Source organism: Pseudomonas wuhanensis, assembly GCF_030687395.1.
GTDB lineage: Bacteria > Pseudomonadota > Gammaproteobacteria > Pseudomonadales > Pseudomonadaceae > Aquipseudomonas > Aquipseudomonas wuhanensis.
On the sequence record NZ_CP117430.1, the window covers coordinates 50787 to 75889 of the forward strand.

Genomic DNA, 25103 nt, shown 5'->3' on the forward strand with positions numbered 1-25103 from the left:
GGGCCAGGCGAACTTGCGGCGCGCTTTACCTGACCTGGCCCGTGAGCAGGTACTCCCTGTACCCGTAGGTCACTCCGACCCTGAAGCAGTCAGAACGTCCCGACCCCTTGGTCATGCGTCTACCGTCCTCGGGTAGCGCAGTGGAAAAAAGCGCTGTGGCCTCTTTCGTGTTTCGAAACTCAATACCAGTTCGGATCTTTTTTAGTCGTTCCATCAATTGAGCAATTCAGCCGCCATTGCCATGGCATTGCCGCCCAGAAGCAGGGCGGCTGCCACTGTCTTTAACGAAATGCTCATGTTCAGCCTCGACCGCGGCGGCCAAAGAAGAAGGAAGCAATGAACATCACCAGGAACACGACAAAGAGAATCTTGGCGATACCCGTGGCGGTGCCCGCGATACCACCGAAGCCCAGTACTGCAGCGATGATGGCAATGATCAAGAATGTGATTGCCCAGCTCAACATGGTGATTCTCCTTACGCTTCTGTTTAAAGGCGTTGCTTGTGGTGCTTTTCCCGGCGCGTCGAGCGCGCCAAGTTCATTTACTTAAAACACCCAACGTTCCTGAGGCGTCTCATCCACAGGCTGGGCCTGGTCGACGTCCATCATTCGCATCGAGTCGCTGTCAGCCAGGCTGCTGCTGGCGGCGCTGAAGTGGGTTTGAGGAGTGTGTGGAATCGACAGGTGCGGCGTCTCTGGCTGCTGGCTCTGTTCCCAACGCAAGTACTGTTGGCCGCCAATCAAGGTGATCAATAGCGCCAGCAGGGCAAACAAGCCTTGCTGGACAAGCAATGGCGAGAGACGCAATTGGGCGGCACCTTGGCGATTCATCCTGAAGTTCCTCCCACGCTGGGGTAGTGATCTTTGGCGGGCGCTGGTTCATTAAATGCCCCTGGTTACCCAGACTCCTGCAGCCTGCATGCCACCTTTTTGTCAGTATTAATACGATTAAAATCAATAAGTTAGATGTTCTGTGAAATTCGTTTTGGACGCATCCTGCACGATGCCGCTTCGCAGCTCGTGCGTAATGCACGATGCATTCACCGAAACTTTCAATATTTTTGGAATTGAGGGAAGGGCGCAGATGTCAGAAAGGGACGCAGGCAAGCGCCGCAGAACAGTTCATTAATAAAAAATTAAATAGATCAGTGAGTTACCTTGTTGATAAGTAGATAGCTCCGCTGATTTGGCTGAAATCGGCCACAATCAATCATGCAACTTGCCCGATTTTTCTGGGCCTAACCAAAATCAACAATTAAAGGAGCGTAGGAACATGGAATCAGCCACTGAGCATCAAGGCCGCATTCTGCTGGTGGATGATGAATCCGCCATCCTTCGAACCTTTCGCTATTGCCTTGAAGATGAAGGTTACAGCGTGGCCACTGCGACCAGCGCTGCTCAGGCCGAAGCCTTGTTGCAGCGCCAGGTTTTCGATTTGTGCTTCCTCGATTTACGCCTGGGTGAAGACAATGGGCTCGATGTCTTGGCCCAGATGCGCATCCAGGCGCCCTGGATGCGGGTGGTGATCGTCACTGCTCACTCGGCCGTGGACACTGCCGTGGATGCGATTCAGGCGGGTGCCGCCGACTATCTGGTCAAACCTTGCAGCCCTGACCAGTTGCGTCTGGCCACTGCCAAACAGCTGGAAGTACGGCAACTCTCGGCGCGTCTGGAAGCCCTTGAAGGCGAAGTGCGCAAACCCAAGGAGGGGCTGGATTCCCACAGTCCGGCCATGAAAGTGGTGCTCGAAACCGCACGCCAGGTCGCCAGTACTGACGCCAATATCCTGCTTCTCGGCGAGTCCGGCACCGGTAAAGGTGAGCTGTCACGGGCGATTCACGGCTGGAGCAAACGCCAGAAGAAATCCTGCGTCACCATCAACTGCCCGTCCCTGACTGCCGAATTAATGGACAGCGAGCTTTTCGGTCACAGCCGGGGCGCATTCACCGGTGCCAGCGAAAGTACTCTGGGTCGTGTCAATCAGGCCGACGGCGGAACGTTGTTTCTTGACGAGATCGGCGATTTTCCTCTGACTTTGCAGCCAAAACTACTGCGTTTCATTCAAGACAAGGAATACGAACGCGTGGGCGACCCGGTGACCCGCCGCGCTGACGTGCGAATCCTGGCAGCGACTAACCTCAACCTGGAGGACATGGTTCGCGAGGGCCGTTTTCGTGAAGACTTGCTCTATCGCCTGAACGTCATCACCTTGCACCTGCCGCCGCTTCGCGAGCGCAGGGAAGACATACTGAATCTGGCAGACCGTTTCCTGGCGCGCTTCGTCAAGGAATACTCGCGTCCGGCCCGGTGTTTCAGCGACGAGGCCCGCGAAGCGCTGCTCAGCTACCGCTGGCCGGGCAACATTCGCGAGCTGCGCAACGTGGTGGAGCGCGCGAGCATTATTTGTCCGCAGGAACGGGTAGAGCTCAGCCACTTGGGCATGGCCGAGGCCCCGGCCAATCACACGCCGCGCATTGGTGCTGCGTTGAGCCTGGATGAGTTGGAGAAAGCTCACATTGGCGCGGTCCTCGCCACGGCCGACACGCTGGATCAGGCGGCCAAGACCCTGGGTATCGATGCCTCGACCCTGTACCGCAAACGCAAGCAGTACAACCTGTGAGTCGTAATCGATGAAACTGGCGATGACGTTGCGCACCCGGCTGTTTCTGAGTATTTCCGCGCTGATTACCGTGGCGCTGCTTGGGCTCTTGCTCGGACTGGTCAGCGTGATGCAGATGGCAGGGGCTCAGGAAGCCCTGATCCGTGACAACTTCGTCACGCTGGATCTGGGGTTGAAGCTGCGTCAGACCCTGGGTGATCAACTGATCATCGTGCTTGGCGAAAACCCTGACCCTGCGGCGTTCGAGGCATCCAGGCAACACTCCCTTGAGTTGCTTGATGAAGGCATTGCTCGCGAGCCCTCCGGCGAGGGTGCCCAGTATGGTTTCAAAAAAGCCAAGGCTGATTATCAGAACTTGTTGCAGGCCTTTGATCTTTCCCGTGCTCCGGTACAGGTAGTCAATGATAACGAGGGTCTCACGGAAAAATTCAACGCGTTGCGTAACGGTTTGATCTCTGAACAGAAGCGCGCGCTGGATAACATCACTGAGATCGAACGCAAGGCCCGGGAGCGGGCACTGTTAATTGCCGGCCTGCTTGGGTTGGTCGGAGTGGCGGTATTGTTCATCGGGTTCATTACCGCCCATGCGATCGCCCGGCGGTTCGGGGCGCCGATCGAGGCTCTGGTGCAGGCCGCTGACAATATCGGCCAAGGCAATTTCGAAGTGACCCTGCCGATTTCTTCCGCCGTGGAAATGAACCAGTTGACCCGGCGTTTCGGAATCATGGCCGAGGCCTTGCGTGAGCACCAGGCTACCAATATCGACGAGCTGCTCGCCGGTCAGCAACGTTTGCAGGCGGTGCTCGACAGCATCGACGATGGTTTGCTGATTATTGATCGTCAAGGTCATCTCGAGCACCTCAACCCGGTTGCTCAGCGCCAATTAGGCTGGGACACCGATCGTCTCGGCCAAGGGCTGGGCACGGCGCTTGAGCGTCCCGAGCTGGATGAACAACTGCAGTTGGTGTTGCGCGGCGGCACTCCGGAACGAGCGCCGGAAGACCTGAGTATCGAGGTCGATGGCGAGTCGCGATTGCTGACGTATAGCCTGACGCCGGTCAGCCATACCCAGGGTCATATTCTCGGCGCGGTGATGGTGTTGCATGACGTCACCGAACAACGTGCCTTCGAACGCGTACGCAGCGAGTTTGTCTTGCGCGCCTCCCATGAGTTGCGCACGCCGGTTACCGGGATGCACATGGCATTCGGCCTGTTTCGCGAGCGGACGCATTTTGCCGAAGACTCCCGCGAAGCCGACCTGCTGGACACCGTCAACGAAGAAATGCAGCGCCTGATGCAGCTGATCAACGACCTGCTGAATTTCTCTCGCTACCAAAACGGTCTGCAAAAACTCACGCTGGCACCGTGCTCCATCGAAGACTTGCTGGATCAGGCCCAGATACGTTTTGCCGGCCCGGCACAGGAAAAGGGCATTGAGCTGCTGGTGGAGGTGCAGGGACCGTTGCCGCGCCTGCAAGCCGATCAGGCGCAACTGGAGCGGGTGCTCGACAACCTGATCGACAACGCCTTGCGCCATACCTCCCACGATGGACTGATCCGTTTGCAGGCCCGGCGCCATGGAGAGCGGATGATTATCAGCGTCGAGGACAACGGCGAAGGCATTGCTTACGGCCAGCAAGGACGGATCTTCGAGCCCTTCGTCCAGGTCGGCCGCAAAAAGGGCGGTGCCGGGCTCGGTCTGGCGCTGTGCAAAGAAATCGTGCAGCTGCATGGCGGGCGGATGGGGGTTTACTCGCGGCCGGGGCAGGGGACGCAGTTCTACATGACACTGGCGATATAAACCGGAGTCATCTCAGGCTTCGTCATCCTGACGTCGCGTGCTCAGTCGACGGCCACGGGTAATCAGTTCGATGAACTGCACGGCGCTCAGTGCATGGGCGAACAACCAACCCTGGCCGAACTTCACCCCTTCGCTGCTCAGAAACACTGCTTGGGCTTCATGTTCGATGCCTTCTGCAATTACCTTGAGTTGCAGGGCCTGAGCCATGCGAATGATGTGCGGTGCCACGCCGCTGCTGGCGGCATCATGGCCCAGCGCGTCGATAAACGCTTTGTCGATTTTCAGGCAGTCCACCGGTAGGGTTTGCAGGTAGGCGAGGCTGCAATAGCCGGTGCCAAAGTCGTCGATCAGCACCTGATGCCCGACATCCCGCAGGGCTTGCAGATTCTCTCTGGCTACCACCACATCCACCAGTCCGCGTTCGGTCACCTCAAAGGCAATTTGCCTGGCCGCCACCCGGTGCATACTCAACAGACGCGCCATCACCTGACCGATACGCGGCACCATGACATCGCAGGCCGCCAGGTTGACCGAGATGTACAGCTGCGGATTGGACCGCAACAGTTGCCCGAGCTGTTCCAGCAGGCGTTGCAATACGAAATCGGTCATCTGGCGGATCTGGCCGGTATTCTCCGCCATTGGAATGAACAGGTCCGGACTGGTCAGCGTGCCGTCCGGCCTTCGCCAGCGCAGCAGGGCTTCGGCACCGACGCAGTTGCGGCTGTCGAGGTCGAAGATCGGTTGATACAACACCTGCAGCTCGCCTCGCCGCATGGCGCCTTGCAGTTCGGCATCCAGCGACTGACGCTGGCGTACCAGCAAAAACACCAGAATGCCTACACAGGCACTCAGCGCCAGGCTCGCCGGCAGTAGCCACCACCATACCGCCGGCACATGCATCCCGGTGCGCGGTGTGATCAGTACCAGTTGGTATTCAGGTGTATTAGTGGGCATTCGGTAAATCAGGCGGGTATGGGTGACTTGCAGCGCATTGGGGCTTTTCGGGGGCCAGGGTTCCGTGGGGGGCCAAGCCTGCGCGACACCGAGTACCGGAATCGCCCGGGTGCCGTGGTCGAGCACCACCAACAGGCTGCTCCCCGGAGAAAGATCGACCATGTCGGTCAGATGCCCGCGCGACGTCGCCACCCGGAAATTGCCACGCCCAAGCATCAGTGCGGCGCGGTTCTCATCGGGTTCGGTGGTGGTGTTCAGCCAATAGCTGTAGGTGGGGCCCTTGATGTCTGGCGGTCGGATCAGCGACACCCCTTCCTGGCGGGGGCGGTTGGAGCAGGTTCGCGAAGTGTCCATATAAGCGGCTTCATAAACGAAGCGGTAATTGAAGCTGACCTGCTGCAGGGTGGCGATCATTTCGTCATCGCAACCTCGCAACGGTTGGGCTTCCAGATCATCGAGGCTTTCGCGCAACTGCCCGAACAACTGTTCCAGGCGGACCAGAAAGCGTTCTCCCTGGGCGTTCATTTCCTGGCTTTCGTTGTGCTCGACTTGATTCATCGCCACGAACAAACTGCCGACCGTCAACAGCGTTGCACTCAGGGCAGTAGCCAGCATCGCCAAAAACCAAGGGCGATAGAACCAACTATGCAGTCTCTCCCGAGCAGCAGGCATCATGGAATATCCGAAGAATTACCAATGAGTTATAGCTGCTGATTCCGAAAAAGCGCTGACCGTCGGGCGGGCGTCATTATTTTGTCTGATTCAACACCTGAAGGATCGCCGCAGTTTGCGCATCCGGCGTACCGTCGAAACGGGAAGGGCGAAAATGCAGCTGAAAGGCTGCCAACACATTACGTGTCTCTACATCCAATTCGCCGGTTTGTGGCGTGGCGTAGCCCAGGCGGGCAAGCTGCCCCTGAAACCAACTGATGCTGGGTAATTGCACCGCGAACTGGGCTTGCTGGCGCGCCACGGCCTGCTCGTCCGGCCAGATCCCCAGGCCTTCGGCAGCCAGGCGCTTCCAGGGAAACAGCGGGCCGGGGTCGAGCTTGCGCATCGGTGCGATGTCGCTATGGCCAATGATATGGCGGGGGCTGATGCCTTGGCGTTTGCTGATGTCCTTGAGCAGAAAGATCATCGACTGAATCTGGGCTTCGCTATAGGGATACCAGAGACGCCCGGTCGGGGTGTCCTCAAAGCCCTGATTAACGATCTCGATACCAATGGAGCTGGAGTTCAGCCAGGTCCGGCCTTGCCATTCGCTTTCGCCAGCGTGCCAGGCCCGGAAATTTTCATCCATCAGCTTATAAATAGTGGCGCGCTTGTCGTCGCTAATCAGGTAGTGGCTGCTGACTTCGCCATGAGTCAGCAATTGCAGCGAGGTTTCCAGGGAGGCGGAGGTGTAATGCATCACCACGAACTGGATACGACTGTCGTGATTGGCTGAAGGGTGGCTGGTATCGATTCGGGGGCCGCCGGCACAACCGGCTAATAGAAGCAGCGACGCAATAAGAACAAGACATTTCATGGCGGGAGGCAGTACACGCAGGACAATAATGCAACAGTGTAACGGTATTGCCTTGCGCGCAGATGGCAAAAAATGCTGTTTTAAACAAAATGGAACAATTAGCTATCAGCCCAGTTCTATTCGATTCCGGCCATTATTTTTCGCCCGATATAGCGCCTGATCGGCTCTTTTAAGCACCAGATCACTATGTTCGCCCGATCTGAAGGCGGTCAGTCCCATGGAAATGGTGATAGTGACTCGCTCGCCCTTGAAGTGGAACGGGCAGGCTTCGATCGATGCGCGCAACGCTTCCAGCAGCTTCGCGCCAGCCATAGGTGGTGTGGCAGGCATCAACAGTACAAATTCCTCACCGCCAAATCGGGCAATGAAATCAGTCCCCCGCAGACGCTTGCGTAGCACGCTGGCGATGATTTTCAGCACCTTGTCGCCCGCCAGATGGCCGTAGTTGTCATTGATGCGTTTGAAATGGTCGAGGTCGAGCATTGCCAGCAACAGGGTATTGCCATGTTGTTGCCATTGACCGATTTCCTGCTCCAGGCGTTCGCTCCAGGCCGCTCGATTCGGCAGGCCGGTCAAGGGATCGATCAAGGCCTTCTGGCGCTGCTCTTCGAGATGCTCGCGGTAGCCCAGGGCTTCCTGCTCCATGTGAGCAACCCTTTCGGCCAGGCTTTGCAGGCGGGCTGCTACTTCCTGCTCACGCTCATCGCGCTGCTTCTGGTGTTGGTCCATGGTGCCGAGCAGGCCTTCGAGATGGTTTTCCAGCACATGCTTGAGATCATCAAGGTCTGCCGCTTCCTGCATGCTGCTTTGCAAGCCGTCAACTTGCTCGCGAATCTGTGTGTCCATTTCCCGCGCGGCCGAGCGGTTGTCGGCGTGGCCGTCGCTCGCGGCTTGCAAGTTGCTCTGGAATGACTCGAGGCGTTCGTTGAGTTGCTGCAAATACGCTTCGAATTCGTGTTGGCCGCTGTCGGTGATCGCTAGCATCAACGTTGCCAGGTCATCGAGGATCGGTAGCAATTCGTACCAGTTCAAGCCATTTTGCAGGCGATCCCGCATCGCCTCGGCTTGCGGACGATGGCGTTCGGGCAGTGCCAGGTCATCGAGAAGACCCAGCAGCGTGTCTTCGATGTGCTTGGCGACAGAGCTGTAGGATGGCTCCGGCGAGTCCGGCAGGGCATACAGAACATCGTGCTCGGACGGCTCTGGATCGATGGTCTCCGGAGTCAGTTCATCGGGATTGATTGCCGACGGAGCCTGAGTGGCCGGTAGGGTGATCATTGGAGCCGTCTCTTGTGTCTGCTCGACATTCGCTCGGGTTTGTAACTCCAGGACTTGGCTGCCCGTAGATTCTGGCTCAAGGACGGGCGGGACAAACGCCACGACTTCAGCCGCAGGTGCCATTGCTGTTGGTGCCTGAATTTGCACTGGCTCAGGGCGCGTAGCGGCGGGCAGGGCGGCTTCTACTGTTGGCAACACCTGCGGTTTATGGGCGGCTGGCGTGAGATTGATCACCGCTTGTGGGGGCTCGGCCGCTGCTGCAACCGGTTCGACAGGTTGCGGGGCAGGCATTGGCGATGCGGGGGCGGCGACCTGTGGCGCGGTCTCTTCCGTTTCCCTACCGAACAGGCGTTGCAGCAAACTCGGGCGACCAGGCTCTGCAGGGTTCTCCAGCAGGTTCAAGGCTTTGCCTTGCAAGCCACTCAGTTCGCTGAGCAGTAACGGGATCTCGCGAGCCTGGCCCACTCGTCCGTCCAGCTGCTTGGCGAAATTCTTCAGTGGCCGGCTCACTTCCCGGGGCAGTGGCAGCGCTTGCAGTTGAGAGACCAGCGCCGTCAGGGCGGCACTGACTTGATCGACCCGGGTTTCCCGGCGTTGCTCGGAGTCGAGCACGGCCTTTTCCAGGCGTGGCAGCAAGGCCGCCAGGCCGGCGTCCATGTCATCGGTGCGGACGACTTCGCGCATTTCCTTCATGCATTGATCAACGGCGCGATCAGTACCTTCTGCGGCCAGGGTGCTGCGCACCAACCCACGACGCAGCAGATCAAGCCGGGCGTCCCATCGACGTTCCAGTTTTTCTTGTTGCTCGATGCTTTTGAGGTATTTCTCTTTCCAGCGCTGTGCTTCGTCGCTCATTCAGGCAGGACTCAACGCGGGCAATGCATCAGCCGTGAGCGAACCCGGCAGACGAATCTCTACCGCGACCGGCAGGTGATCGGAAATGGGATGTGCCAGCACTTCGACTTTTTCAAGGGTCAGGGTGGGGCTGAGCAGAATATGGTCCAGGCAGCGCTGTGGGCGCCAGCTGGGAAAGGTCGCTTCCAGTTGCGGCGCGAGCAGGCCTAAATCACGCAACGGGGAGTTTTGCAGCAAGTCACTGGCATGGGTATTCATATCGCCCATCAGCACCTGGTGTTTATAGCCGCCGATCAACTCGCGGATGTAAGCCAGTTGCATGCTCCGGGCGCGAGCGCCCAGCGCCAGGTGCATCATCACTACCACGAGTGCCTCCGGACCTTCGCCGAAGCGCACCAGAATGGCCCCGCGACCCTTGGGTCCTGGCAGCGGATGATCTTCGATCGCCCACGGGCGCAGGCGGCTGAGCACGCCATTGCTGTGTTGGCCGAGATGACCGAGATTGCGATTGAGTTGTTGATACCAATAAGGGAAGGCGCCGAGCTGCGCCAGGTGTTCGACCTGATTGACGTAGCCTGATCGCAGGCTGCCGCCATCGGCTTCCTGCAAGGCGACCAGGTCGAAGTCGCCCAGCAGATTACCGATTTTTTGCAGATTGTCGGCACGCCCGGTGTGCGGCAACAGATGTTGCCAGCCGCGGGTCAGATAGTGCCGATAGCGCTCGGTACTGATACCGACCTGGATGTTGAAACTGAGCAAACGCAGACGGTTGTCCACGGGCAACCCCGTCGATTCCAGGTGATGCTCGTTGACCCGCGGGTGATGCAGGCCAACGATGCGTTCAGTTCCCCAGCGGCGCATGGCAGGTGCCGCGCTTAGTTGGCGACGGCCTTGGTTGCCGCTCGCTCTTTGGCAACCAGTTGGTCGGCCAGTTTCAGCGCTTGTTCGGCACCGCCGGCAGAGCCGATGTCAAAGCGATACTTGCCGTTGACGATCATGGTAGGCACGCCGGAGATTTCATATTTCTTTGCAAGTTCTTTGGCTTTGTTGATCTGGCCCTTGATGGCAAAGGAGTCGAAGGTGGCCAGGAACTTATCCTTGTCTACTCCTTGGGTCGCCAGGAAGTCCGCCATGTCTTCTTTGTCGGTCAGTTTCTTGTGTTCTTTCTGAATCGCTTCGAAAACTGCAGCGTGAACCTTGCTTTCGACACCCATGGCTTCAAGCGTCAGGAACATCTGGCCGTGTGCGTCCCACGGGCCGCCAAACATGGCGGGAATCCGCACGAAGTTCACGTCGGCAGGCAGTTTTTCAGCCCATGGGTTAACGACGGGTTCGAAGGCATAGCAATGCGGACAGCCGTACCAGAACAGTTCCACGACTTCGATCTTGCCAGGCACGGCCACCGGGACCGGATTGCTCAGCTCGACATAGGGTGCTTCAGGTTTTTCGGCGGCTTGGGCAGTCATGCCGAACAGGCTGGCAGCGACGAGCGCGGCGCTGATGATCAGATTACGCATGCTTTACTCCTGGACAATTGGGTCGCCTCGCGCGACCTGTTTTCAGACAGATCCTGGCGGGCTTGAGTTTGTAGTGTAACGGCAGCGGCCACAAAAAAGGGCAGCCAAAGCTACCCTTTTTATGTTTGCATCGACGGATTAATCGAGTGTTAACGTTGCAAGAGACGTACATCACTCACAACGCTCGATCACAGGCCTTAGTGCAAGCCTTGAATATAGCTGGAGACTGCGGCGATATCTTCGTCGCTGAGCTTTTTAGCGATGCTCTGCATCGGTTTGGTGTCGCCGTCGTTGGTGCGGCCGCCTTCTTCCTTGCGGAATTCGGTCAGTTGCTTGGCGACATATTGAGCGTGTTGCCCGCCCAGATGCGGGAAGCCCGCTGCGGCGTTGCCGGTGCCATTAGGCGAATGGCAGCCGGTGCAGGAAGGCAGGCCCTTGGCCAGATCGCCACCACGGAACAGTGCTTCACCACGAGCCACGACTTTCGGGTCGGCGGCACCGACGCTGCCTTTCTGGCTGGCGAAGTAGGCGGAGATATCGGCCAGGTCCTGATCACTCAGGTTGGTCAGCAGGCCGGTCATTTCCAGTACCGTGCGTTTGCCGGACTTGATGTCGTGCAGCTGCTTGTTCAGATAACGCTCGCCCTGACCTGCCAGTTTCGGAAAGTTAGGCGCCATGCTATTGCCATCCGGGCCATGACAGGCGCCACATACTGCGGCTTTCGCCTGACCAGCAGTCGCATCACCTGCAGCATGGGCAATGCCGGAGATCCCCACGGTCAACAGCAGACTCACGATCAATTTGTTCATCAGCTAATCCAACTACGGCTAAGGGTTAAAGAGTTATGGGCCGGGTTTACTCGCTCATCCAGTGGATGATGGCTCGGTAATCCTCGGCACTGCAGTCCATGCACAAACCACGCGGCGGCATCGCCTTGAAACCCTGGGTCACGTGTTGCACCAGCGTCTCCATACCTTTCGCCAATCTCGGCGTCCAGGCTTCCTGATCGCCCTTGCGGGGCGCCATGGGTAGTTGGCCGGAATGACAGGCACCACAAACACGGTTGTACACAGCTTCCGGATCCTGTGTAGCCTGAGCGCTGTAAAGCGGCATCAAGACACCGGCAGCTAGCAGCCATTTCGTCATAAAACGACCTTTTCAGGGTTGAGAGCGTGCTGCGTTCTAATGCGCAATCAAGGTTAATCGCTCTCGTGAACTTCATCCTACGCTGGGACAAAGCGCACACAAAATCTGCGGCATTATATACTGGCGTCACTGAAACGGAAACGACACTGCTTGCCGCGTCCATTCCCGGCGCCGCCCACATCGGAAATCCCATGCAACTCAAGAACCCCATCCTCGGCCTGTGCCAACAGTCCACCTTCATGCTCAGCGCCGCCAAAGTCGACCAATGCCCCGACGACGAAGGCTTTGAAGTGGCCTTCGCCGGGCGTTCCAACGCCGGCAAGTCCAGCGCGTTGAACACCCTGACACACGCCAGCCTGGCGCGGACCTCGAAAACACCGGGTCGCACACAGCTGTTGAACTTCTTCAAGCTAGACGATGAACGCCGTTTGGTCGACCTGCCGGGTTACGGTTACGCGAAAGTGCCGATCCCGTTGAAGCTGCACTGGCAGCGTCACCTCGAAGCCTATCTGGGCGGTCGCGAGAGTTTGAAAGGTTTGATTCTGATGATGGACATCCGTCATCCAATGACCGATTTCGACCTGCTGATGCTCGATTGGGCCATCGCCAGTGGCATGCCGATGCATATTTTGCTGACCAAGGCAGACAAGCTGACCTACGGTGCGGCAAAAAACGCATTGCTCAAGGTTCAGGCGGAAATCCGCAAGGGCTGGGGCGATTCGATCACTATCCAGCTGTTTTCGGCACCCAAACGCATGGGCCTGGAAGACGCCTACACTGTACTGGCGGGCTGGATGGAGTTGGCGGACAAGGGCAGCGAGACTGCCGAGTAAGACTTTACAGGTGAAAAGCCAGGCAAAAAAAACCCCGGACTTCATATGGGGAGGGAGAAGTTCCGGGGTTCAAGCTCCGGACCGCTAGGGCGGGGTCCAGATATCTGCCAACACTTAACACAACATAGGAGCATCGAAGGGCTTCACCAGCCATTCAGTATCTCTGAGTGGCGGTTCACGGATTTAGTTCAGACTATTTTCAAAAACTATTGGAAATAATCGACGTCATTTTCCGCACTATAGCCCTTCGTTATTTTGTGCTGCGGCATTAGGCCGCAGCACAGGCGTCTTTCATACCGATCAGTGCGCTTCATCCCAGTTGTTGCCTATGCCCACCTCGACCAGAAGCGGTACATCCAGCTGTGCTGCGCTGCTCATGTGTACGCGAATATCCTCACGCACCTGGTCGATCAGATCCTCACGCACCTCAAGCACCAATTCATCGTGTACTTGCAGGATGACTTTGGCGTCCAGACCTGACGATGTCAGCCAGTTATCTACCGTTACCATGGCTTTCTTGATGATGTCCGCCGCGGTGCCTTGCATCGGGGCGTTGATTGCCGTGCGCTCCGCTGCTTTGCGCAGGGCCTGGTTTTTCGCGTTGATTTCCGGCAGGTACAAACGACGACCAAAGATGGTTTCGACGAAACCCTGCTCGGCGGCCTGGGCGCGCGTGCGCTCCATGTATTCCAGGACGCCGGGATAACGGGCGAAGTAGCGGTCGATGTAGGCTTGGGACTGTTTGCGGTCAACGCCGATCTGCTTGGCCAGGCCAAACGCGCTCATGCCGTAGATCAAACCGAAGTTGATGGCTTTCGCGCTACGACGCTGATCGTTAGTGACCGCGTCCAGTTCGACGCCAAACACCTCTGCGGCCGTGGCGCGGTGTACATCGAGGTTGTTGCGGAAGGCATGCAACAAGCCTTCATCCTTGGCCAGATGCGCCATGATCCGCAGTTCGATTTGCGAGTAGTCCGCGGCCAGCAACTTGTAGCCTTTCGGCGCGACGAACGCCTGACGAATCCGCCGACCTTCGGCAGTGCGAATCGGAATGTTCTGCAGGTTCGGGTCGATCGACGATAAGCGTCCGGTGGCGGCGACGGCTTGCTGGTAAGACGTATGAATGCGCCCGGTACGAGCGTTGATCTGCTCAGGCAAACGGTCGGTGTAGGTGCTTTTGAGTTTGCTCAGCGAGCGGTATTGCATCAGCACCTTGGGCAGCGGGTAGTCTTGTTCGGCCAACTCAGCCAACACCGCTTCGGCGGTCGAGGCCTGGCCCTTGGCGGTTTTGCTAAGTACAGGCAAACCGAGTTTTTCGTAGAGGATCACGCCCAGTTGCTTCGGCGAACCCAGGTTGAATTCTTCACCGGCAATGGCGAACGCCTCACGCTCAAGGGCGACCAGTTTCTCGCCCAGTTCGACGCTCTGGATGCCGAGCAGGTTGGCATCTACGAGTGCGCCTTGGCGTTCGATTCGGGCCAGAACCGGCATCAGCGGCATTTCAATCTCGTTGAGCACTTTGCACAGGCTTGGCGTTGCTGCCAGTTTTTCCTGCAAAGCCTGGTGCAGCTGGAAGGTGACATCGGCATCTTCGGCAGCATAGGGGCCCGCCAGCTCAAGAGAGATCTGGTCGAAAGTCAGCTGTTTGACGCCTTTGCCCGCGATTCCTTGAATATCGGTCTTGCTTTGGCCCAGGTACTTGAGCGCCAGGCTGTCCATGTCGTGGCGGGTGGCCGTCGAGTCCAGGACGTAAGACTCGAGCATAGTGTCGTAGGCAATACCCTGAACAATAATCCCGTTGCTCTGATCGCCACCGATGGCGCAGTTGGCGAGGATATTGGTTTCGAATTTCGCATGCTGGCCGACTTTCAGCTTATTCGGGTTTTCCAGCAGCGGTTTCAACGCCAGCAGCACGGTGTCGCGATCCAGTTGCTCCGGCACGCCCATGTAGGAATGGGTCAGCGGAATGTAGGCCGCTTCGTTGGCCGCGACGGAAAACGACAGACCCACCAGTTGTGCATGTTGAGCATCGGTACCATTGGCTTCGGTGACGAAGGCGATCAGTGGTGCCTTGTCGAGCTTGTCCAGCCAGGCCTCGAAGTGTTGCTGGTCGAGGATGGTTTCGTACTTCGCTTCGGCAGCACCCGGCTGTTCCTGGGCGACCTCGACAATGTCCTGACCCGAGCGCTTCGCGTCGCGCTGGTTTTCTTCGAACCAGCTTTTGAATTCCAGCAGGGTGTAGAGCTCGGCGAGCTTGTCGTGATCTGGCGGACCCATTTGCAGATCGTCGAGACCGATGTCCAGCGGTACGTCGATCTTGATGGTTGCCAGTTGATAGGAGAGGAACGCCATCTCCTTATGCTCTTCGAGCTTGGCCGGCAGGGTTTTGGCGCCGCGAATCGGCAGGGTCGGGACGATATCGAGCTGCGCATAGAGCTCGGTCAGGCCGCCGTTCACGCCGACCAGCAGGCCGGAAGCGGTTTTGGGGCCGATGCCCGGAACGCCCGGGATGTTGTCGGACGAATCGCCCATCAGTGCCAGATAATCGATGATCTGCTCGGGAGCGACGCCGAATTTCTCCTTCACGCCTTCTACGTCCAGTGCGCTACCGGTCATCGTATTGACCAAGGTAATGTGCCCGTCGACCAGTTGCGCCATGTCCTTGTCGCCGGTGGAGATCACCACCGGACGGTCGGCGGCCGCGCTGCTGCGGGCCAAGGTGCCGATCACGTCGTCCGCTTCGACGTTGTCCACGCACAGCAATGGAAAGCCCAGGGCCTTGACGCTGGCGTGCAGCGGCTCGATCTGGACCCGCATATCGTCAGGCATGCTTGGGCGATTGGCCTTGTATTCGGCGAACATCGCGTCGCGGAACGTCCCGCCCTTGGCGTCGAATACCACGGCGAACGGGCTGTCCGGGTACTGCTTGCGCAGACTCTTGAGCATGTTCAAGACGCCCTTGACCGCACCGGTCGGCAGGCCTTTGGACGTGGTCAGCGGTGGCAGCGCGTGAAAGGCGCGGTACAGATAAGAAGAACCGTCCACCAGGACGAGGGGGGCTTGGCTCATGAGCAGGATCAACCTTTTCGGCGGGTCCGGCGCTAGAATAGCGGGACCGTTGACGACAAAGGGACAAGGTTATCATGCGCACACTAAATCGCTTGTTGCTGGCTGGCTTGTTCGCAATCACTCCTTTGGCTGCCATGGCCGCGGATGACGCGCCCTCGGCAGACCCGGATGTAACAATCCGCACGGAAGGTGACAAAACCATTCAGGAGTATCGGCAAAATGGTTTTTTGTATGCCATCAAGGTGACCCCGAAAGTCGGTAAACCGTATTTCCTTGTGCGCGCTGATGGCTCGGACGGTAACTTCATCCGCTCGGATCAGCCGGATATGTTGATTCCGTCGTGGAAAATATTCGAGTGGTAAGCCGCTCCTAACTTAAATTGGCGCTGGCAGTCGCGGCGCCCGTACTGGCAGTTTTAACCATGTCTGTGTTCACCCCCCTGGCTCGGCCCGAGCTGGAAACCTTTCTCGCCCCTTATGGGCTCGGCCGCCTGCTTGATTTCCAGGGGATCGCCGCCGGTAGCGAAAACACCAATTTCTTTATCAGCCTGGAGCAGGGCGAGTTTGTCCTGACCCTGGTCGAGCGAGGTCCGGTGCAGGAGATGCCGTTCTTCATCGAGCTGCTCGACGTGCTGCACGACGCCGACCTGCCGGTGCCTTATGCACTGCGCACCACCGACGGCGTCGCCTTGCGCGAACTGGCCGGTAAACCTGCGCTGCTGCAGCCACGTCTGGCGGGCAAGCACATCAAGGATGCCAACGCGCAGCATTGCGCTCAGGTCGGCGAGCTGCTGGCTCATCTGCACCTGGCGACCCAGGCCAACATGATCAAACGCAAAACCGATCGCGGCCTGGACTGGATGCTGGAGGAGGGCACGCAGTTGCTTTCGCATCTGAATGCCGAGCAAAGCGATTTGCTGCAACGGGCGCTGGATGAAATCACACAGCAGAAGACGAAAATTCTGGCGCTGCCGCGGGCCAACATCCATGCGGACCTGTTCCGCGATAATGCGATGTTCGAAGGCACGCACCTGACCGGGTTGATCGACTTCTACAACGCCTGTTCGGGGCCGATGCTCTACGACGTGGCGATTGCCTTGAACGATTGGTGTTCGGACGAGCAAGGGCAGCTTGATGGCGCTCGGGCGCGGGCGCTGCTGGGTGCTTATGCCGCGCTGCGACCGTTTACCGCTGCCGAAGCCGAGCTGTGGCCGACCATGCTGCGCGTGGCGTGCGTGCGGTTCTGGTTGTCGCGGTTGATCGCCGCGGAGTCTTTCGCCGGGCAGGACGTGTTGATTCACGATCCGATGGAGTTTCAGCTGCGGCTGGCGCAACGGCAGAAGGTCAGCACGCCGTTGCCTTTCGCCCTCTAAAAGCATCGCGGGCAAGCCACGCTCCCACAGGGTTTGTGTCGTTCATAGTATTGGCGAACGACACAAACCCTGTGGGAGCGTGGCTTGCCCGCGATTGGGGCGACACAATTTTCGGAACTACAACGACTCCAGACACCCCGCCAAATCATTCCCCAGCTTTTCCAGCAATTGCTCATAGCCCTGAGCGGTCGCTGGCGTGTATCCGCCCAGCGCATCCAGTTCCGCCAGTTTCACCGGCAGCCCGGCCACCAGGGTTTCTGCCAGGCGTGGGCGCAGCGGAGGTTCGCTGAACACGCAAGTCTTGCCGACTTCCTGCAACCGGGTGCGCATCGCTGCCACATGTTGGGCACCGGGCTGCACTTCGGCAGCGACACTGAACACGCCGGTGTGCTTGAGGCCATAAGCGTCTTCGAAGTAGTCGAAGGCTTCGTGGAACACGAAATAAGGCTTACCCGCGATACCCGCCAGACGGGCTTTCAGGCGCAGGTCCAAAGCATCCAGACGCTCGTCGAATGCCTTCAGGTTGCTCTGGTAGCGCGCCGCGTTGGCCGGATCGGCCGCGCTGAGGTCGGTGGCCATTTTGCTGGCGATCACTCGGGCGTTGATCGGTGACAACCACAAGTGTGCATCCAGGCTGCCGGGGCGGTGATCGTGGTCATGCTCGTCGGCTTCTTCGGCGTGAGAGTGGTTATCTTCGGCGAAGTGTCGCAGTTTCAGGCCAGGCAAATCCTGCACCGCAACGCTCGGCAGCGTACGACCTTTCAGTACGCGAGGCAGAAAACCTTCCATGTCCGGGCCGATCCAGTACACCAGATCCACCGATTGCACTTTCCGTACGTCGGAAGGGCGCAAGGCGTAGTTATGGGGCGAGGTGCCGGGCGGCAGCAAGACTTCCGGAACCGCTACGCCGTCCTGCACCGCTGCGGCTATCAGCTGCAGGGGTTTGACGCTGGTGAGGACTTTGACCTCGGCTTGAGCTGAGCCGATCAGCAGAAAACTTGCGACAAATGCGACAAAGATAGAAAAAAGTCGGGACACGATGACCACTCGAAGAGGCGAGAACGGGTAACATAATAACGTCTCTCACAAAACTCGTCGCCGCTCATGCCTAAAACACCGATTGCCAGCCGTCCCCACGACCACTCTCATTGCGTGCATAGCGCATTGTCTGAGGCCGATGCCTTGTGCGCACGTCAGGGGCTGCGCCTGACCGCTTTGCGCCGGCGGGTGCTGGAACTGGTATGGCAAAGCCACAAACCGCTGGGTGCCTACGACATTCTGGCGGTGCTCAGCGAGCAGGACGGCCGCCGCGCCGCGCCTCCAACCGTGTACCGCGCGCTGGATTTCCTGCTGGAAAACGGCCTGGTACACCGCATCTCCTCGCTGAACGCCTTTGTCGGCTGTAATCACCCGGAACACGCTCACCAGGGCCAGTTCCTGATCTGCCGCGAATGCCACGCCGCCATCGAACTCGAACAGAAATCCATCAGCGACGCGATCATCAATAGCGCCAAAGATGTCGGATTTATCGTCGAGGCCCAGACCGTTGAAGTGATCGGTCTCTGCTCGGGTTGCCAGGGGGCTTGATGAGCAACGCGCTGATTCGCCTCGAGCAGGTGGCTGTCACCTTTGCCGGGCAAAACGTGCTGGACAACATCGAGCTGAGCGTCGAGCCGGGGCAGATCGTCACCTTGATCGGCCCCAACGGTGCCGGCAAAACCACGCTGGTGCGCGCGGTGCTCGGTCTGTTGAAGCCGGACAGCGGCAGCGTCTGGCGCAAGCCGAAGTTGCGCGTCGGTTACATGCCGCAAAAACTCCATGTCGATCCGACCCTGCCGCTGTCGGTGCTGCGCTTCTTGCGTCTGGTGCCGGGCGTGGACCGCGCTCGCGCCTTGGCGGCCCTCAAGGAAGTCGGTGCCGAACAGGTCATCGACAGCCCGGTGCAAAGTGTTTCCGGTGGCGAAATGCAGCGGGTGCTGCTGGCTCGGGCACTGTTGCGCGAGCCGGAATTGCTGGTGCTTGATGAACCGGTGCAAGGTGTCGATGTGGCCGGTCAAGCCGAGCTCTACAGCCTGATAACACGCTTGCGCGACCGTCATGGTTGCGGCGTTTTGATGGTCTCTCACGATTTGCATCTGGTGATGAGCACCACCGATCAGGTGGTGTGCCTGAATCGCCATGTCTGCTGTTCCGGGCATCCCGAGCAGGTCAGCGGCGATCCGGCATTCGTCGAGCTGTTCGGAAAAAACGCACAAAGCCTGGCGATATATCACCACCATCACGACCACGCCCACGACCTGCATGGCTCGGTGGTCAGCGCGGTCCCGTCGACTCACGTTCATGGAGATAGCTGTAAGCATGGCTGATTTTCTGCTTTATGCCCTGCTTGCAGGTCTGGCCCTGGCGCTGGTCGCGGGCCCGTTGGGTTCGTTCGTGGTCTGGCGGCGCATGGCCTATTTCGGCGACACGCTGTCCCACGCCGCATTGCTCGGCGTGGCGTTGGGTTTTCTGCTGGATGTCAGCCCGACCGTTGCCGTTACTGTAGGCTGCTTGTTGCTGGCGGTATTGCTGGTGACGTTGCAACAACGGCAGCCACTGGCGTCCGACACGCTTTTGGGAATTCTCGCACCGAGCACGCTCTCTCTGGGTCTTGTGGTACTAAGCTTCATGCATGAAGTGCGGATCGACCTGATGGCCTATCTGTTCGGCGACTTGCTGGCGATCAGTCCGACCGATCTGGCCTGGATCCTCGGCGGTAGCGCGGCGGTGCTGACATTGCTGGTCACGCTGTGGCGACCTTTGCTGGCGATTACGGTGCACGAAGAACTGGCCAAAGTGGAAGGTTTGCCAGTGGCGGCGTTGCGCCTGGCCCTGATGTTGCTGATCGCTGTGGTGATCGCGGTGGCAATGAAAATCGTCGGCGTGTTGCTGATTACTTCGTTACTGATTATTCCGGCGGCTGCGGCACAGCGTCACGCCCGCTCGCCGGAGCAGATGGCACTGGGCGCGAGCCTGCTGGGCATGCTCGCGGTGTGTGGCGGGCTGGCGTTGTCCTGGTTCAAGGACACCCCGGCCGGCCCGTCGATTGTGGTGACGGCTGCCGCACTGTTTCTGCTGAGTTTTGTCCTGCCCCGTCGAGGGGTGTAGACTTGCTCGTTTTTTGCGCAAATAGAGAGTCGCAGGAATGAAGCTGTTCGCCTCCCGTTATCTGCTCCTTGTCGCATTTTCGCTGCTACTGGGCGCTTGCCAAAGCACGCCACCGGCGGCCATCGAGGCCCCCGATGCACGGGCCACGGCTATCGCACAGCTGGAACAAAGCCTGGCCAGCAGCGAGCTGGCCACTGCCGAAGGACAATTGGCAGCCTTGCAGGCCGAGTCGCCCAACGATCAATCCCTCGAGCAATACCAGCGGCAATTGGCTGAGGCTTATTTGTTGCGTAGCCAGATCGTGTTGCAAAAAGGTGATGTGAATGCAGCAGCCACCGCCCTCAGCCGTGCCCGGGTATTGATGCCCAAGGCCCCGGCGCTAACCGGTGGCGTCAACAGCGCCATTGTCCATGCCCGCAAGGCGGAACTGGATAAAGCCGAAGCGGCGCTCAAGGCTGCCGAAGCCAAGCCTCAAGCCAAAGTCATCGACCCGACGGCTGAAAGCACCACGGTCGCATTGAACCTCACCGATATGAGCAAGCTTCGTCGTCAACTGGATGCCATCGCCGCCGATGTGGTGAATTATCAGTGCGACGTGAGCATTCAGGTGCCGCGCACCCAGGATTACCCATGGCTGGCCACGCTGCTGACCAAACGGGTGAAGAAGCTGGATTCGGAGTTTGATCTGAAGCTGGAGAAACAGATTCTGCGCAACATTCCGGCGCAGATGGTTCTGAGTCCACGCAAGCCTTAAAAGCTTCGCGGGCAAGCCTCGCTCCTGCAGGTTCGCGTTGATTTTGAAATCGACACCGACCCTGGAGTGAAGCTTGCCCGCGAAGGCGCCCTTCCTAACGAAAAAAATCTTAAGCCGGAACCGCCTTGGCCTTAGGCTCCCTATCCCACACCCGATGCTGCCCGATCGCGGCAAAAAACGCCTTGAACAGCTTGGCATCGTTACCCACGATCAGCCCCGCATCAGCCTCCAGCTTCAACACATCCAGCAACTGCCTCGCTTCGCCATGCAACGCGATTGCCTTCAAATGCTTGTACGCCTCCAGCAGGTAATGCAGCGCTACACCGTCGTTACTCAGCGCCTTGATCGACGCCGCGCCACCCGGTACGAACACCGCGTCAAATGCCACCGACGGTGAACCTTCCATCGACGCATCCACCGGCAGCGCTTTGCCATCGGCGGTTGTCACGGGGGCCGAGGTCGGGCCAAGCAGTTTGGCGTGCGCGCCTTCGGCCATCAGAGCCTTTTTCATCGATTCAATCGCCGCGCCATCCACCCCGTTGGCCGCCAGAATGGCCACTTTTCGGGTTTTGATATCCCCTGACAGCAGGTTGGCCTGGCTCAGGGCGGGGGAGTGGTCGAGTGAAGTTTTGCGCACCTCGACCGTGCCGGCCTTCGGTACCGGCAAGCCCAGGTTCTGTGCCACGCGTTTGGCCAGTTCCAGATCGATATTGGCCAGGATCTCATTCACCTGCCGCGCACGAATAAATTCGCGTTCGACCTTGCCCAGCTCAAAGCTGTAAGCCGCGATGATGTGTTCCTGTTCGTGCTTGCTCATGCTGTGGAAGAACAGCCGTGCTTGGGAGAAATGGTCGCTGAACGACTCGCTGCGCTGACGGATTTTCGCAGCATCGATGCGCTCCGGATAAGTCTCGAAGCCGCCGTCCTGCGCTGCCGGTGGGGTTTCCTTCGGCCAGCCGCTGTCGATAGAGTTCGGCTCGTAAGAGGCGCGTCCCTTGTCGATGGTGGTGCGGTGCTGCGCATCCCGTTGACCGTTGTGGAATGGCGACACCGGACGGTTGATCGGGATCTCATGAAAATTCGGCCCACCCAGTCGGCTGATCTGCGTATCGGTGTAGGAAAACAGCCGCCCTTGCAGTAACGGGTCATTGGAGAAGTCGATCCCCGGCACGATATGCCCGGGGCAGAAGGCAACCTGCTCGGTCTCGGCGAAGAAGTTGTCCGGGTTGCGGTTGAGCACCATCTTGCCCAGCGGAGTGATAGGGACGACTTCCTCGGGAATGATTTTGGTTGGGTCGAGAAGGTCGAAATCGAAGGCATGTTCGTTTTCCTCCTCGATGACCTGTACGCCCAACTCCCATTCCGGGTAGTCCCCCATCTCGATGGACTCCCAGAGATCACGACGGTGGAAGTCGGTGTCTTTACCGGCAAGCTTCTGCGCCTCATCCCACACCAGCGAGCAGGTGCCGGCGGCGGGGCGCCAGTGGAATTTTACGAAGCGTGCTTTGCCTTCGGCATTGATCATGCGAAACGTGTGCACGCCGAAGCCTTGCATGGTGCGCAGGCTTTTGGGAATTGCCCGGTCGGACATGGTCCACATCACCATGTGCGCGGATTCCGGCACCAGAGAAACAAAGTCCCAGAAAGTATCGTGGGCCGAACCACCGGTAGGAATCTCGTTGTGGGGTTCGGGTTTTACCGCATGGACGAAGTCAGGAAATTTGATCGCATCCTGAATGAAGAACACCGGCATGTTGTTGCCCACCAGATCGAAGTTGCCTTCGTCGGTGAAAAATTTCACCGCGAAACCTCGTACGTCCCGCACGGTATCGCCTGATCCGCGCGGACCTTGCACCGTGGAAAAGCGCACAAAAACCGGAGTCTTTTGATGTGGGTCTTGTAGGAACCCGGCCTTGGTCAGTACGGAATGGGTTTCGTACGCCTGGAAGTAACCATGGGCGCCGGTGCCGCGGGCATGGACGATGCGCTCGGGAATGCGTTCATGGTCAAAGTGCGTGATCTTTTCACGCATGATGAAGTCTTCCAGCAATGACGGCCCGCGGGCACCGCCCTTCAACGTGTTCTGATTGTCCGCGACCTTCACGCCCTGGTTGGTGCGCAAGGCCTGCTCGGTGGCGTCGGAGCGAAATTTTTCCAGGCTGTCGAGCTTGGCGTTGGTGTTACTGCGGTCTAGGGTATCGGTCCCGGCCAGTGCGCTTTGGGGGGCTGCAGGCTTTTTAGTACTCATCAGACGTAAACTCCTCGTGGCGATTCCCGCCGGGCCAAGGCTTATGGGCCATTGCCCAGACACGGCATCCAGGCATTCTCGAGTTGCTTAATCAGTGACCGATGGGGAGTTGGCGCCGTTCCTTTTTTCTGACCTTTGATCGCGTTATTGCCAAATCGCTGGTTGAATGCGAAATAAATGCTAAGAACCTCTATACGGACAGGCTAAAATGCGCGCCCGGCTAACCGCTGATCCTTTTCTAACGCGCCCCACAAGGTTCGCTACGTGATCGAGTTTCAAAACGTCCACAAAACTTACCGCGTCGCCGGTAAGGATATTCCCGCCCTGCATCCGACCAGTCTGACGATTGAGAATGGTCAGGTCTTTGGCCTGATCGGCCATTCCGGCGCGGGAAAAAGTACCCTGCTGCGTCTGATCAACCGCCTGGAGAACTCCAGTGGCGGCAAGATCATCGTCGATGACGAAGAAGTCACCGCGCTGGATGCCAATAGCCTGCGGCGCTTCCGTCAGCAGGTCGGGATGATTTTCCAGCACTTCAACCTGCTGGCCTCCAAAACCGTTGCCGACAATGTCGCGCTGCCGCTGACCCTCGCCGGTGAACTGTCCCGTGGCGAAATCGACCGGCGTGTGGCGGAGTTGCTGGCGCGGGTCGGCCTGTCTGATCATGCGAAAAAGTACCCGGCACAATTGTCTGGCGGTCAGAAGCAGCGTGTCGGCATCGCCCGCGCCCTGGCAACCAAACCGAAAATCCTGCTGTGCGATGAAGCCACCAGTGCCCTGGACCCGCAAACCACGGCGTCGGTCCTGCAACTGCTGGCCGAGATCAACCGTGAGCTGAAACTGACCATCGTCCTGATCACCCACGAAATGGATGTGATCCGTCGGGTCTGCGATCAGGTGGCGGTGATGGATGCCGGCAAGATCGTTGAGCAAGGTTCGGTGGCCGAGGTGTTCCTGCATCCCAAGCACCCGACCACCAAGCGCTTCGTACAGGAAGACGAGCAGATCGACGAAAGCGAACAGCGCGACGACTTCGCTCATGTACCGGGGCGCATCGTGCGTCTGACCTTCCAGGGCGAAGCGACCTACGCGCCGTTGCTGGGTACCGTCGCCCGGGAAACGGGCGTGGACTACAGCATCCTGGCCGGTCGTATCGATCGCATCAAAGACGTCCCTTACGGGCAATTGACCCTCGCCGTCACCGGCGGCGACATGGAAGCGGCGTTTGCCCGCTTCACCGCAGCTGACGTCCACATGGAGGTGCTGCGCTGATGGAAGTCCTGATGAGTTTCTTCTCTAATATCGACTGGTACGAAATCTGGCTGGCCACCGGCGATACCCTGCTGATGCTCAGCGGTTCGCTGTTGTTCACCGTGCTTTTAGGATTGCCGCTGGGCGTGCTGTTGTTCCTGTGCAGCCCTCGTCAGTTGCTGGAAGCCAAAGGCGTCTACGCGCTGCTGTCGCTGGTGGTGAACATTCTGCGTTCGCTGCCGTTCATCATTCTGCTGATCGTGATGATTCCGTTCACTGTGTTGATCACGGGCACCTCCCTGGGTGTTGCCGGTGCGATTCCACCCTTGGTAGTGGGCGCCACGCCGTTCTTCGCACGACTGGTAGAAACCGCCTTGCGTGAAGTGGATCGCGGCATCATCGAGGCGACCCAGGCCATGGGCGCGACGACACGTCAGATCATCATCAATGCCTTGCTGCCGGAAGCTCGTCCGGGCATCTTCGCGGCGATTACGGTGACAGCGATTACACTGGTGTCCTACACGGCAATGGCCGGTGTGGTCGGCGCTGGCGGTCTGGGCGACCTGGCGATCCGTTTCGGTTACCAGCGTTTCCAGACGGATGTGATGGTTGTGACGGTGGTGTTGCTGCTGATGCTGGTTCAAGTGCTGCAAACCGTTGGCGACAAATTGGTTGTCCACTTCTCACGTAAATAAGTCATGAGCCGGCCATTCGCTGGTAGGCGCCAAACG

General features: G+C 58.7%; 23 protein-coding genes. 11 read left to right on the forward strand and 12 right to left on the reverse strand.

All coding sequences use genetic code 11. The features are described from left to right. Positions 1-299 precede the first annotated feature (299 nt). Both PSH88_RS00230 and PSH88_RS00235 read right to left on the reverse strand, forming a co-directional pair. Positions 300-464 (reverse strand): DUF1328 domain-containing protein, encoded by a 165-nt coding sequence (locus tag PSH88_RS00230; protein WP_003177151.1) that lies wholly within the window; start codon positions 462-464, stop codon positions 300-302. An 81-nt stretch (positions 465-545) separates the two neighbouring features. Further along, positions 546-830 (reverse strand): hypothetical protein, encoded by a 285-nt coding sequence (locus PSH88_RS00235; RefSeq protein ID WP_305424426.1) that lies wholly within the window; start codon positions 828-830, stop codon positions 546-548. A gap of 442 nt (positions 831-1272) precedes the next feature. Here PSH88_RS00235 and algB point away from each other — a divergent pair, with 442 nt between their 5' ends. After that, a complete protein-coding gene (gene algB / locus PSH88_RS00240; protein ID WP_305483441.1) occupies positions 1273-2619 on the forward strand; it encodes a sigma-54-dependent response regulator transcription factor AlgB in 1347 nt (448 codons plus the stop codon). A 10-nt stretch (positions 2620-2629) separates the two neighbouring features. After that, on the forward strand, positions 2630-4420 hold the full coding sequence (locus PSH88_RS00245) for an ATP-binding protein (RefSeq protein ID WP_305424428.1): 1791 nt from the start codon (positions 2630-2632) through the stop codon (positions 4418-4420). Between the two features lie 12 nt (positions 4421-4432). On the opposite strand, the gene PSH88_RS00250 is transcribed toward PSH88_RS00245, so the two are convergent. From PSH88_RS00250 to PSH88_RS00280, 7 genes are all read right to left on the reverse strand, one after another. Further along, entirely contained in the window at positions 4433-6049 is a 1617-nt protein-coding gene (locus tag PSH88_RS00250) for an EAL domain-containing protein (protein ID WP_305424429.1), read from the reverse strand. 73 nt (positions 6050-6122) lie between these two features. After that, complete coding sequence (locus tag PSH88_RS00255) at positions 6123-6902, reverse strand: N-acetylmuramoyl-L-alanine amidase (RefSeq protein WP_305424430.1); 780 nt, start codon at positions 6900-6902, stop codon at positions 6123-6125. A gap of 105 nt (positions 6903-7007) precedes the next feature. Further along, complete coding sequence (locus PSH88_RS00260; RefSeq protein WP_305424431.1) at positions 7008-9035, reverse strand: GGDEF domain-containing protein; 2028 nt, start codon at positions 9033-9035, stop codon at positions 7008-7010. Beyond that, entirely contained in the window at positions 9036-9896 is an 861-nt protein-coding gene (locus PSH88_RS00265) for an endonuclease/exonuclease/phosphatase family protein (protein WP_305424432.1), read from the reverse strand. A 14-nt stretch (positions 9897-9910) separates the two neighbouring features. Further along, positions 9911-10552 (reverse strand): thiol:disulfide interchange protein DsbA/DsbL, encoded by a 642-nt coding sequence (locus PSH88_RS00270; RefSeq protein ID WP_305424433.1) that lies wholly within the window; start codon positions 10550-10552, stop codon positions 9911-9913. 197 nt (positions 10553-10749) lie between these two features. Continuing rightward, positions 10750-11361 (reverse strand): c-type cytochrome, encoded by a 612-nt coding sequence (locus PSH88_RS00275; protein ID WP_205888941.1) that lies wholly within the window; start codon positions 11359-11361, stop codon positions 10750-10752. A gap of 46 nt (positions 11362-11407) precedes the next feature. Further along, positions 11408-11698 (reverse strand): c-type cytochrome, encoded by a 291-nt coding sequence (locus tag PSH88_RS00280; protein WP_038980343.1) that lies wholly within the window; start codon positions 11696-11698, stop codon positions 11408-11410. A gap of 191 nt (positions 11699-11889) precedes the next feature. Here PSH88_RS00280 and yihA point away from each other — a divergent pair, with 191 nt between their 5' ends. Continuing rightward, positions 11890-12531: a ribosome biogenesis GTP-binding protein YihA/YsxC gene (gene yihA, locus PSH88_RS00285; RefSeq protein ID WP_038980342.1), complete on the forward strand. Its 642-nt coding sequence runs from the start codon at positions 11890-11892 to the stop codon at positions 12529-12531. 300 nt (positions 12532-12831) lie between these two features. Here yihA and polA read toward each other — a convergent pair whose 3' ends face one another. Next, positions 12832-15600 carry a DNA polymerase I gene (polA, locus tag PSH88_RS00290; RefSeq protein ID WP_305424434.1) on the reverse strand — a complete coding sequence of 923 codons (2769 nt, stop codon included), beginning with the start codon at positions 15598-15600 and terminating at the stop codon, positions 12832-12834. A 74-nt stretch (positions 15601-15674) separates the two neighbouring features. Between polA and PSH88_RS00295 the strand changes: the two genes are divergently transcribed. After that, the gene (locus PSH88_RS00295; RefSeq protein ID WP_305424435.1) at positions 15675-15962 is read left to right on the forward strand and encodes a DUF2782 domain-containing protein; all 288 of its coding nucleotides are present in this window, start codon (positions 15675-15677) and stop codon (positions 15960-15962) included. A gap of 59 nt (positions 15963-16021) precedes the next feature. After that, positions 16022-16972: a homoserine kinase gene (locus PSH88_RS00300; protein ID WP_253545653.1), complete on the forward strand. Its 951-nt coding sequence runs from the start codon at positions 16022-16024 to the stop codon at positions 16970-16972. Between the two features lie 117 nt (positions 16973-17089). Here the strand turns inward: PSH88_RS00300 and PSH88_RS00305 are convergent, their stop codons facing one another. Further along, positions 17090-18010, reverse strand: a complete 921-nt coding sequence (locus PSH88_RS00305; protein ID WP_305424436.1) for a zinc ABC transporter substrate-binding protein — start codon at positions 18008-18010, stop codon at positions 17090-17092. A gap of 66 nt (positions 18011-18076) precedes the next feature. On the opposite strand from PSH88_RS00305, the gene zur reads away from it, so the two are divergent. The 4 genes from zur to PSH88_RS00325 are packed head-to-tail and all read left to right on the forward strand — an operon-like array spanning position 18077 to position 20873. Beyond that, positions 18077-18559 carry a zinc uptake transcriptional repressor Zur gene (gene zur, locus PSH88_RS00310; protein WP_007902861.1) on the forward strand — a complete coding sequence of 161 codons (483 nt, stop codon included), beginning with the start codon at positions 18077-18079 and terminating at the stop codon, positions 18557-18559. Beyond that, entirely contained in the window at positions 18559-19338 is a 780-nt protein-coding gene (znuC, locus tag PSH88_RS00315) for a zinc ABC transporter ATP-binding protein ZnuC (RefSeq protein ID WP_008076246.1), read from the forward strand. The genes zur and znuC overlap by 1 nt, the downstream gene beginning before the upstream one ends. Beyond that, a complete protein-coding gene (gene znuB, locus PSH88_RS00320; protein ID WP_305424437.1) occupies positions 19331-20119 on the forward strand; it encodes a zinc ABC transporter permease subunit ZnuB in 789 nt (262 codons plus the stop codon). Before znuC ends, znuB begins: the two co-directional genes overlap by 8 nt. Positions 20120-20156: 37 nt before the next feature. Next, positions 20157-20873, forward strand: a complete 717-nt coding sequence (locus PSH88_RS00325; RefSeq protein ID WP_305424438.1) for a PA5502 family lipoprotein — start codon at positions 20157-20159, stop codon at positions 20871-20873. A gap of 109 nt (positions 20874-20982) precedes the next feature. Here PSH88_RS00325 and katE read toward each other — a convergent pair whose 3' ends face one another. Continuing rightward, positions 20983-23121: a catalase HPII gene (gene katE / locus PSH88_RS00330; protein ID WP_305424439.1), complete on the reverse strand. Its 2139-nt coding sequence runs from the start codon at positions 23119-23121 to the stop codon at positions 20983-20985. Positions 23122-23385: 264 nt separating this feature from the next. Between katE and PSH88_RS00335 the strand changes: the two genes are divergently transcribed. After that, positions 23386-24393, forward strand: coding sequence for a methionine ABC transporter ATP-binding protein (locus PSH88_RS00335; RefSeq protein ID WP_305424440.1), 1008 nt, complete (start codon positions 23386-23388; stop codon positions 24391-24393). After that, the gene (locus tag PSH88_RS00340) at positions 24393-25067 is read left to right on the forward strand and encodes a methionine ABC transporter permease (protein ID WP_305424441.1); all 675 of its coding nucleotides are present in this window, start codon (positions 24393-24395) and stop codon (positions 25065-25067) included. Before PSH88_RS00335 ends, PSH88_RS00340 begins: the two co-directional genes overlap by 1 nt. The last annotated feature ends 36 nt before the right edge of the window (positions 25068-25103 follow it).